Source organism: Mycoplasmopsis mucosicanis (assembly GCF_006546935.1).
Taxonomy (GTDB): Bacteria; Bacillota_I; Bacilli_A; order Mycoplasmatales; family Metamycoplasmataceae; genus Mycoplasmopsis; species Mycoplasmopsis mucosicanis.
Genome location: NZ_SMDN01000019.1, coordinates 1 through 11,609, shown reverse-complemented (window position 1 = coordinate 11,609; position 11,609 = coordinate 1). Strand labels below are relative to the sequence as shown.

Annotated in this window: 8 protein-coding genes; 4 read left to right on the top strand and 4 right to left on the bottom strand. The window is 28.8% G+C overall.

Annotation, left to right across the window (positions count from 1 at the left end; all coding sequences use genetic code 4):
* Nucleotides 1-547: 547 nt before the first annotated feature.
* From E1I18_RS03385 to E1I18_RS03815, 3 genes are read right to left on the bottom strand one after another with little or no spacing between them, the layout of a single operon-like run.
* Nucleotides 548-3,037 (bottom strand): DEAD/DEAH box helicase family protein, encoded by a 2,490-nt coding sequence (locus E1I18_RS03385; RefSeq protein WP_170218541.1) that lies wholly within the window; start codon nt 3,035-3,037, stop codon nt 548-550.
* Nucleotides 3,030-4,310: a site-specific DNA-methyltransferase gene (locus E1I18_RS03380; RefSeq protein ID WP_235888483.1), complete on the bottom strand. Its 1,281-nt coding sequence runs from the start codon at nt 4,308-4,310 to the stop codon at nt 3,030-3,032. Before E1I18_RS03380 ends, E1I18_RS03385 begins: the two co-directional genes overlap by 8 nt.
* Nucleotides 4,300-4,632, bottom strand: a complete 333-nt coding sequence (locus tag E1I18_RS03815; protein WP_235888482.1) for a type III restriction endonuclease subunit M — start codon at nt 4,630-4,632, stop codon at nt 4,300-4,302. Before E1I18_RS03815 ends, E1I18_RS03380 begins: the two co-directional genes overlap by 11 nt.
* Nucleotides 4,633-4,811: 179 nt before the next feature.
* Here E1I18_RS03815 and E1I18_RS03370 point away from each other — a divergent pair, with 179 nt between their 5' ends.
* The 4 genes from E1I18_RS03370 (at nt 4,812) to E1I18_RS03355 (ending at nt 10,256) form a co-directional block, all read left to right on the top strand.
* Nucleotides 4,812-7,052, top strand: coding sequence for a bifunctional metallophosphatase/5'-nucleotidase (locus tag E1I18_RS03370; protein ID WP_141484185.1), 2,241 nt, complete (start codon nt 4,812-4,814; stop codon nt 7,050-7,052).
* A 184-nt stretch (nt 7,053-7,236) separates the two neighbouring features.
* The gene (locus E1I18_RS03365; protein WP_141484184.1) at nt 7,237-8,067 is read left to right on the top strand and encodes a Cof-type HAD-IIB family hydrolase; all 831 of its coding nucleotides are present in this window, start codon (nt 7,237-7,239) and stop codon (nt 8,065-8,067) included.
* Complete coding sequence (locus tag E1I18_RS03360; RefSeq protein WP_141484183.1) at nt 8,067-9,395, top strand: C1 family peptidase; 1,329 nt, start codon at nt 8,067-8,069, stop codon at nt 9,393-9,395. The genes E1I18_RS03365 and E1I18_RS03360 overlap by 1 nt, the downstream gene beginning before the upstream one ends.
* A gap of 120 nt (nt 9,396-9,515) precedes the next feature.
* Entirely contained in the window at nt 9,516-10,256 is a 741-nt protein-coding gene (locus E1I18_RS03355; RefSeq protein WP_308495577.1) for a DNA adenine methylase, read from the top strand.
* A gap of 76 nt (nt 10,257-10,332) precedes the next feature.
* On the opposite strand, the gene E1I18_RS03350 is transcribed toward E1I18_RS03355, so the two are convergent.
* Nucleotides 10,333-11,370, bottom strand: coding sequence for a glycosyltransferase family 2 protein (locus tag E1I18_RS03350; RefSeq protein ID WP_141484182.1), 1,038 nt, complete (start codon nt 11,368-11,370; stop codon nt 10,333-10,335).
* Nucleotides 11,371-11,609: the final 239 nt, after the last annotated feature.

Here is an 11,609-nt window from a genome sequence, read left to right as displayed (position 1 = left end):
TCGCTATGCCTTGTAATTTGTCTGAAAATTAAATCATTTTTTGCTGCATATCTCTGATTTTCCATAACAAAATTGTATTCCTTAGTTGAATTCTAACTAAGAGGTTCATTCTGTTTGGTATTTGAAAGAATACTTCAATTTTTTCTGAGAGTTTATTATTTTTAATTATTTTGCTATACTATTAATGGAACCTAAGTATTAAATAATGCTTGTAAAAAAGGTTCCGGTTTCTCAAAATTCACACTCTATAAATAAATTAAAAAACCTATTTACATGTATGGGGATGTAAATAAAAGGTTGACTTTAAATTCTCTCACTCCAATTTCCTGAACCTTGTTATTTGTTTTCAAGGTTCATACTCCATTCTCACTCTATTGAATAAAATTGTAATATTTTCTATTTTTGGTAATATGGTTTAAATTCATTTTTACTCCTTTCCTTAATTTACAATAATTTTAATAATATTAATAATCACTTGTGCATACATAGATGCACAAGTTTTTTTGTCAAAAAAATGACCTCGATGAGGTCATTTGTGCAATATGAACTACTTAAAATAACTGAATAAAGTTTCTAGGTCAGTAATTCTTGAGTTTTTTTGCTTTATTAAGTCACCAGCTTGTTTGACATTATCTCCAATATTTAATCATTCACTTAAGTCTTTTAGTGTGCTTGTTCCTACAAAATAATAATCCTTAAATATGTTTTTTTCAAAGTGAGCATAACATATCATTATTGAAATACTTGCAATATTTAAACTTTCTTGACTGCGTCTAATATTATCAATTTTGTCTTCACTTAAATATTTTTGATATGCATCAATTAAAGTAGTTGTCTTATCTTTGTCATAATCATTATCCAAGTTTTTAACTTCGACTGTGATTTTATGAGTTTTTCCATCAGTATCAATCACATCAATAAGAAAGTCAGGATATGAATTTTTAATCTCGTTATTTGTATCAATATATTGAAAATTAAGTCCATGGAATACAGGGTTTTTGCTTCATACTTTAACTTTTTCATTTAAATGATTTTTTTCAATATATTTGAATAAATCATCGGCAAAATGGCCTTCTGAATATGAGTCAAAATAGTGCTCGTTTTCTCTTAAATCTTCATAAGCATAGTTATTAGATTTATTCAGTTTAACTTTTAATTGTGGGTTATCTAATTTAGCATCTGTTAAAAATGTTTCATTGTTTTTAGGCAATGAATACATATATTCTAGATTGTATAAATCTAAATCGTTTCTTGCTATTTCAACAAAGTCTGAATAAATTATTTTTATTGTCTCTTCGTATTTTTGAATAATAATAAATCAGAACATGTATATAGAAATCTGGCTATTTTCATTGCTTATTGAGGGTGCAAATATAGATTTTATGATGTCTTCTCGCAAAGTGTCAGGAAATAATTTAGCGTTTTTAACAAACCAAGTTTCAATGTAGGTCTCTAGTTCAATACTATTAGTAACCATTGACTTAATTCTTGATACTATTCCACCCTCACTATTATTCGTTGTAATGTACTCAGTAACTAAATAGTTTTTTGCTTTATACTCTTCAACGTATTTATTGAACTCATTTACTATTCTAGACTTGCTTAATTCATCAAGTATTTTTGCTTTGTATCCATGTTTATTAAAACCTTCTTTATGTTTATCAGCGTTTATACTTCCAGAGATAAATTTTTCCTTTTCATACTGTTTTTTGAGTGTTAAGGTAAAACGCGTCTTACCTACATCGTTCAAATTTGTGTAGATTCAATATGTTCTTGATATAGCTTTCTCAGGAATTTTATCCATATATTTTCGTGAGTACTCAGGGTTAGGAAAACGTTTAATTCTGCCTAATGTTTGTACTGATAAAGTGTCTGAAGACACGTTTCTAAGTTGTACAAGCATACAAGCACGTGGTATGTTTCAACCAGTAGAAGGACCTATTTTAAATAAAATAACATTATGATCAGATGTGTCTTTTGATATTTCTTTTAGATTGACTTTTTGATTTATGTCCCCAGAGTCCAAACGTAATTTTGAATCTATTTTGTCTGAAGAAAAATATTTAACTCAGCTTAAATTATGTTCTTCTAATTTAGCAATAATTTTGTTGATTTCTTGCTCAAAAATCTCTTTTTCATGTTTATCACTTGGTTCATTTCGTACTTGGATAAGCATAGCAGGTGAGATATTTTTTAGTTCTTCATTGTTTTTTGCATATTCATCTAGCACATATCTAAATTTTTTACATGCAACTTCAAGCATATCAATGTCATCTATTTCGCTGTTATTTGATAAGCCTTCATTGTGAATTGCATTGTCTTTAAGCAGCAATATATCATCTTGTTTTAGGTCTTTTTCATTGATATAAATTAGTTCATTATTACCTTTTGGTGTTGCAGTCATTTTAATGATATAACTAGCTGCATTTTGTACACTAAATTCAAAACTCTTTGATTTATTGACATTGATTCTCTCTTGCGACATATTCATATCATAGTCAATTAAATTGTTGTTTTTTGATACTTCACCACCATGGTGTGCTTCATCACGTATATAAACAAGAGTGTAGTTTTTTGTTTTAATTTCATCTAAAAAACGATCAAAGAAACCTTGTTCAGTCAATATTTTTTTCTTTCCTGCAGACTGCTTACCAAAGATTATTACATTGTTTTCTTCAACTGGAATATCAGGATAGTGTTCTAATTTTGTTTTACTTGATGAAGGAGATTCACATCACTTAACATTAAAAAGTCCATTAATGTGTTGTTTATATTCAAGTAAATTATTTTCAAGTTGTAAAGGCAATTCAGCCGAAGAAAGTGTTGCTATAACAAAGATAAGTTTGCGTGGTGAACCTTGATTACGATTATTATTAATAATTTCATTGATAACATTTGTAATAATAAACGTTTTACCTGCACCAGTTGGTGCTTGAAAATCGACAATAACCTTATCTTTAGTTTCTAAATCATTATATTTAGCAACTAATTGATCTACTGCTTTTTGTTGAACACTGCTTAATATGTATCTACTCATCTTCATCCTTTTTCACTGGTTTAAGAGAGTATAAAGCAGTTAGTAGTGCAAAAGTATTCATTTTTTCCATTTGTCTAATATCTATACCAAAATCAACAAATTCTTGTTTAAGTGTTTCTTTTATTAACTCATTTTGTGTATTTAATAAGTTTGTATCAAAGTACTTGATATTGAAAACATCAAGTGATGTATTGTATGGTTCATTTTTCTTGATTCAATCAAAGTCTTTTTCACCTTTTGATCCAACACCTTTATTTATTCTAAAAAGTCTTTCATAACACACATCTTTAGCGATATTGTTTTCGTTGTTTGTTACTAGTGTATAAGTTCTATGTCCACCATCTTCACGGTTTAGGTCTAAAACTGCATGAGCAGTGGTGCCTGAACCTGCGAAGAAGTCGAGTACTTTGAACTCTTTACCTTTTATTAACGAAATCAAATACATTATTAATTCTTTTGGTTTTGGGTATGAGAATAAATTTGAGTTAATTAAGCTGTTTAATTCTTTTGTTCCATGTTCAGTGGTAGGTTTATTATATCTTTCTGAAAATAACTTTGAAGTATTTAACAATGACTTTGGAACAACAAATCCTTGTTTATCCTCCGCATATGTAACTCTAATAATTTGTTCTTTTTTGTTTGTTAAACGAAATTTTGTTCCTTTCTCCAGTTCTTCAATCACCCTTTCCTGGTTTCAACGACTCTTTATTTTTATTTTTAACTCTTCAAGATTATATGAATTATCTTCTTTTATGAATATTTGATTTGGTTTAAATACAAGTTCTTTTTCTTTGTTTGAATTGTTTTTTAATGGGGCTGAATCAAAATCAAATTTATCACCTTCATTAAAATAGTCTAAAAACAAAGCATTTTTACAATATGTATGTATATATTCACTGTTTCTAAAAACTTTTTTACCAGTATTCCCTTGATTTGTGTGATTTGTTCTTTCTCATATAAACGAGACCATAAAATTCTCTTCACCAAAAATTTCATCCATTAGAACTTTTAAATACGCTTGCTCAGCATCATCAATAGACACAAAAATAACTCCATCTTCTTTTAGAAGTTGGCGAGCCATTCTTAAACGTTCATTCATCATGTTTAGTCAACCGGTACGACTAAATTTATCTCTGTAGATAAATTTAGATGCCTTGACATCGTCTTTTTCACTTGCGAAATTATTACCGTCTGTTTTAGAGCGGTCAGTATTATAAGGAGGATCGATGTAAATAACATCGTATTTGTAATTGTCACCAAAATTATTGGCCAAAACTAGTAAATTTTTTAAAGCATCATAGTTTTCACCAATAATTAGTTGCCCCCCCCCCTATTGATTTGGTGTTTTCAAAAGACAATTCATTGTCTTTTGAAAGTAAAGCGACTTGTGTGTTGTCAACACTTGGAGCTGCGTCAAAAACAAAACCTAGTGAGACTCTAGATTTAAGTAATTGAAAGACATTATCAAAGTCTTCTTTGTTGTGCTCATATGTATTTTTTAAAATTCGCTTAATTAGATCTTTTTGATCCTGATTTAGTGATGATTTTGACATTGCGTCAATATCATCGATATATAGTTGAAATTCTTTTAACATTATTCTCCTTATTTTTAACCTTCTAAATTTTATTATTTAGAGTCATTTTTTAGTCCATAAAAGTACAAAATAATGCAAACATCACCGAATTTTTGAATATTTATTTACTTAAAATCCATATTAATATGCTTGATTAGAATGTTTAGTATGATTTTGTTAATAAAAATAAGGAGAAAAAAATGAATAAGAAAATTAGAAATTTAGCTTTAGTGCTAGGGACGAGCTCATTAGCATTGCCTATTGTTGCTGCTAGTTGTTCACAAAATCAAGGAACTCCAGCAACTCAAATCACTCTAAAATCGCCGGAATTAAGAAAGCAATATCGTGAAAACAATGTTTTATACAACACAAAAATTGCTGAGTTTGCTAAAAAGTTGAAAACCCTTAAAGATGAATACGCAACTAAAAAAGATGAACTTAAAAAATTGAAAAAAGCAAAACCAAAAGCAACACAAGCTGCAGATAAAGCTGCCACAGATGAAAACAAAGCAAAACTAGAAAAAGCACAAAAAGAGTTAAGTGCAGTAGAAGACAAAATTTTTGACTTGTTTTTTGAAGCAAAACATACATTAAGACCTCTTGTACAAAAGTACAATTATCTTTTTAATGCTTTGCGAAAAGCTGAAAATGAAGAAAAATCAGAACTTAAAACAATTAAAATTTTCCACTCAAATGATGAGCATGGAAGATTGATTTTTGATGACTACAAGTACAATAAATATTCAGGAATTGCAAGAACAGGTAAATATCTAGATGACAAAAATTATGATATTTTAGTATCTGCTGGTGACTTAATTCAAGGATTGCCTCTTTCAGATTCAGATAAAGGTAAAACTATTACTGAAATTACTAAATATTTAGGTTATGACTCAATAGCAATTGGTAACCATGAGTTTGATTATGGTTTGCAACACATTTTAGATTTAAATAATGAGTCAACAAAAGAATTACATGGTCAATCAACACCATTTATTTCTGCAAACATTTACTATAAAGATTATAAAGATGTAGCAGAAAATGAAAGACCAGCAGGTTATGATCAAAATAAGGTTGGTCAAAGAGTATTTAAACCTTACATTATTAAAGAAGTAGCATCAGGTATTAAAGTTGCAATTTTTGGTATCACTACACCAGATACAAAAGTAACTTCGCACCCTAAAAACTCAGTATTAGTGGATTTTAGAGATCCAACAGAAGAATCTAACAAAATAATTGATGAAATTAAAGCAAAATATCCTGACATTACATTTTTCATAGCAACCACTCACCTAGGTACTGGAAGAAATAAAGTTGAATGAACTTCTGATTACTTATCTCAACATGTTAAAGGTGATTTAGACTTAATTATTGATGGACACAGCCATACATACGTGCCAATTAACAAAGATAAAGCACCTGATAGAAATATTTGAATCACTCAAACTGAAGCATATACTAAATATTTAGGTGACATTGATGTAACATTTAACACAAAAACAGGTGAAATTCAAGAAGTTCACCAAGTTTTAAGAGATATTAATCAAATTGAAATCTATACAACAGATTTAAGTGATAAATTAATTAGCAGACTTAAAGAAATTTTTGACAAAGAAAACTCAGTTAAAGTATTCACATCACCTGCAGAATATAAACATACTGAAAATAAAGAAATAGATAAAACTCCTTATTGAATTGGTAGAATTCAACCAACTGGTCTTGGTGTGTTTGCTTCTGATGCAGTAGCATGAGAGTTTGCAAAAGCTAAAGTTTGAGAGCAAGAGCAATACAAATCACAAGGATTTGTAGAGGCTACACTTGATAACTCTATTGGATTATTTAATGGCGGAGGTCTACGTGTTGATCTTAAGAAAGGTGAAATAACACGTGGTGACGCGCTTGCACTTAGTCCATTTGGTAATAGAACATCTACAGTAAGAGTTAAAGGTGATGTACTTGAAGAAGCATTGAAACATGGTCTTTCAAAAGCACGTTCTGGTGGTTTTTCACAATTGTCTTCAAACGTGACCTATGAAGTTGAAGTAGTTAAAGGACTAAGTGAAAAAACAAACAAACAAGAACACATTTGAAAACCAAAAGTAGAAACATTCAAAATTAATGGTAAAGCAATTGATAAAAATCAATACTACTACATTTCAACCAACGACTTTATTCTTTCTGGTGGTGATGGTTATAAAATGTTAGATTACTCTAAACATCATGAAGTAGTTTTAGCATACGAAGGTGGTAAATTTATTGATACATTTATTAATTTTGCTCAATTAACTACTGATGAAGGCAAAAAAGGTCAGTTGAATTCTGAATTATTTGCTCATGAAATGAGTGAATACTCAACAACCAAACTTTATACAGATCAAAAAGTAACAATTCCTCAAGAAGCATTAACCAACACACTACATGAACCAACAAATGACAAAGCTTAAATTATTTTAGATATTTGCAAAAATATACAGTTATTGCTGTATATTTTTCAATAATTTTTAGTAGTATTTTTGAACAAAAATACTCAAAATTGAGTAGTTTTGGTTAATTAATACACACAAAAACTAAAATTTAAAAACTAACAAAATTGAACCTATTTACTTAAATTAAAGTATATTTATATATATGAATAAAAACAAGATACAAGCATACTTTATTGACCTTGATGGCACGATGTTAGATACTGGTGATGACAATGGTTTTATGTCTAAAAAGAATCAAGATTTTTTGCTTAAAATGCAAAAAATCAAACCTATGATACCTTCAACTGGACGTAGACCAACAGGTGCAGTTCCTGAAATAATGAAGATGATAAATGCACCATATGCTGTGTGTTCAACAGGCTCAATAGTTATTGATTCTAAAGGTGAAATAATTCACCAAATTAATATAGAAGAATTGACAAAAAAACACATTTTAGAGTACTTTATGGAAAATTCATTGTACTTTGTAATCAATGGTTCAGGTATTATTTATTATAAAGATAACTTTAATTGAAATATGCGTAAATGAGCTCATAGATTTGCCAAAGAGCCATACACTCAAATAGATAAAGATCAAACAATTAGACAGTTTTTAGTCTTTGGTCCTGACCTTGAAGGCATTCAAAAGATTGAAGCATATATCAAGGATAATTTTCCTGATTTAAGCACTCATATTGTTTCGCATGGTTATTCAATTGAAGTAACTCACAAGGATGCAACAAAAGGCAAAGCCAATGAATTTGTTGCTCAAAAATTAGGTTTAGATATCAAAAAATGCGCTCATGTTGGCGATTCCAAAAATGATTTGAATGCATTACCTGAAATAGGTTATTTAGTTGCTATGGGCAATGCTCATGAAGACGTTAAAAAACACGCAGATTTTGTTGGTGTAGATTGAAAAAATGGTGGTTTAGCCAAAACTATCAATGATTTTGAACAATACATTAGCAATCAAAATGAAGAGGAGAAATAATGAATTTAGATTTAAAAACTATACAAACATACTTTGAAAAATATAGAGCAAACAAAAACAATAAATTGGTTGAAAATGCTATTACTAAAAATGGAGTTTACAATGCAGTTTATAACAATGATGTTAGAGCAAAACACAACAATGAATTTAGTGTTCAAACCAAAAAAGGTGGTATGACAAACCAAAAACAGTCTGGAAGATGTTGAATTTTTGCTGCACTTAACATTTTGAAACCAGTTACAATGGAAAAATTAAATGTTGAAAGTTTTGAATTTTCTCAAGCATATACAATGTTTTGAGAAAAAATGGAAAAAGCAAACACATTTTTAAACCTTATTATTGAACACATTAACCTTGATTATCAAGATAGACTTTTTGAAACATTTTTAAGATTTGGTTATGAAGATGGTGGTTATTGAGAATGAGCTGAAGGGCTTATTACAAAATATGGAGTTGTTCCAAAAAGCTTAATGCCCGAGACTTTTAATGCTTCAAATACAGCTCAATTAAATTCTGTATTACAAGCTCATTTAATGAATGTAGTTAAAGAACTCAAACTTATTGCTTCTGATCCCAAATATACTGAAAAATCAGTAGTTATTAAAGAAAAAGCTTTACAAAAAGTTTTTGAAATTTGTGCAAAATCACTAGGTTTGCCACCTCAAAAATTTGATTTTGAGTACAGAGATAAAGACAAAAAATTTGTGCGTATTTCAAATATTACACCTTTAGAATTTCTTGAAAAATATGCTTCAAACAACTACCAAAAATTAGTTGACTTGTATGCTGATCCACGTGATAAATTTGCACTAAATACTAAAATACAAGCTAAATATTTCCGTGGACCTATAGAGTCAAGACATCTTACATTTATTAATGTTTCTATGCAAGACTTAAAACAAGCAACAATTAAAAGTTTACAAGCCGGTCAACCATGTTGATTTGCATGCGATATGGGGCCTCAAATAGATAGAAAAAATGGATTAATGGACACTGACTTATATAATATTGAACAGGCTTTTGATCTAGAAAATAAATTAACTAAAGCAGACAAATTAAACCTTAAAATGTCGCAACCTACGCATGCAATGGCATTTGTTGGTGTTGATCTAGATGAAAATAATCAACCAATAAAATGAGAAATAGAAAACTCATGAGGTGAAGAAAACGGAACAAAAGGTTATTTTTCAATGAGCGATGACTGATTTAGTGAGTATGTTTATAGCGTAATAGTTGCGCCTGAATTCTTAAATGATTCTAATAAAGCAGCTTTAGATAAAGAACCAATTGAAATTGAACCTTGAGATCCTTTATCTATGGTAAGTTAATACTTTTTATCAAATATATGTTTTCAGGAGAAAAAATGGTCAAAAATCCACTTAAACCGTTTGTTAAGTGAGTTGGTGGTAAACGTCAACTATTGAATGAAATAAAAAAAAAGACTACCTTTAAAATTTAATAATTATTTTGAACCTTTCGTTGGTGGTGGTGCAGTTTTATTTGAATTTCAACCTAAGAATGCTTCAATTAACGATGTTAATTCTGAATTAATTTGAACATACAACGTGATTAAGAAAAATCTCAGTGAATTAAGTGAATTGTTGAAAATTCTTGATTCAAATGAGAATAATAATGAAATTTATTATGAACGCAGGACTCAATATAACAAAAAAGTAGTTAATAAACAGTACGATGTTGAGTTAGCAGCCTTATTCATATATTTAAACAAAAGATGCTTTAATGGACTTTATCGAGTAAATCGAGACGGACTTTTTAATGTTCCATACAATAACAAAAAGTCAGTCAAGTCATTTGAAGAAGATAATCTAGAACGAATGTCTAGATTTTTGAGAAGCGTAAATATAACTAATTTAGACTTTGAAGAATCATTAAGTCAAGCAACAAAAGGCGATTTTATTTTTATCGATAGTCCCTATGTTCCGCTTAATGAAACTTCTTTTGATTCTTACACAAAATATGGTTTTGGATATGAAGAACACTTGAGATTAGCTAATTTATTTAGAAATCTTGATAAAAAAGGTTGTTATGTAATGTTAACCAATAGTAATTCAAGTCTTGTGCATGAACTCTATAAGGATTTTAACATTGAGATTGTTGAAGCAAAAAGAATGATTAATTGTGATGCAGCAAACCGTGTCGCTACTGAAGTTATAATTACTAATTATTAGTATTTTAAACCTGAAACATTTTTGATTAAATACAAAAAATGCATCTTGACCTTAAAAAGTCAATATGCATTTTTTGTTAAAAGTCATATAGAGTATATTTATCTGACTTTGAAAACCTTTGTTTCTTGAAGTCTTGAGGTAGAAATATTTTAGAGTTCAAGAATATAAAATTTTGTGTTATATTAGTCCTTTTTGGTGTTGAATTTGGATATAACTCATGAATGCGAGGCATATTATTTAATAAATATTGACGAACATTTGCTTTTGTTTGTCTATTTTTTATTCCTGCATAGTATAAAGATAATAATGAAAGGTGTTCCATATATAATGATTGCTCAATTCTTAGGTATTTTTCTTTGTCATTACTTAGTTTTGAAGCAAAAAATTCTTTAATGTGTACAAATGATCTTTCTACTGTTTCCATTTTTTGAATAATATTTTTATCAATAGCGGACATAATTGACTTATAACGATTGTAGATAATTGTGCGGATATTTGTATAAGTAAAATTTTTGCAACTAGCAAATATTTTGCCCATTGTTGAAATATCTTCAAATACATTTTTGCATTCTGTGAAACTTATATTTAGACTTCTAAAAAACTCTAAATTAATAAATGAACCTCAGGCAAATGTTGTTGAGTTTAAATAGTATTCTAAGCTATCAATATTTTTTGTTTTTAATTTGGCAAGAGGATTTAAGAACTTTATGCCTGGTGCAAAAGCATAATAGAATTCAGTAGCCATTATTTGAGTTTGCGGGCTTAGAACCTTAACACATTTCTCAATTACTTTATCACTAGTAAAATAATCATCATCATCTATAAAGAATATAAAATCACCACTAGCGGCATTAATTAAATTATTTCTTGAACTTGCTAGTCCAATATTTATATGAGAATTAAGTACCTTGACTCTCTTATCAAGACTTGCTATCTTTTGTAGAATTTGCAAAGTATTATCGCTTGAACCATCATCATGAAAGATTATTTCAAGGTTTTTATAGGTCTGAGACAATATTTTATTAATAGTTTTTTCAAAACGTCCTATAGAGTTATGTGTTGGCACTAATATACTTATTTTTGGTAAGTAATTAACTTTAATTTTGTTTTGCATCACACCTCACAAGTTATAAATTAAGACTCAAATTTATTGATATATTTATGTTATCTTAATTATATTAAATTATTTGAGTGCTGTATTAGGTCCTTTAGAAATCATGTAAAAGTTTCAAATACCAAACAGAATGAACCTCTTAGTTAGAATTCAACTAAGGAATACAATTTTGTTATGGAAAATCAGAGATATGCAGCAAAAAATGATTTAATTTTCAGACAAATTACAAGGCATAGCGA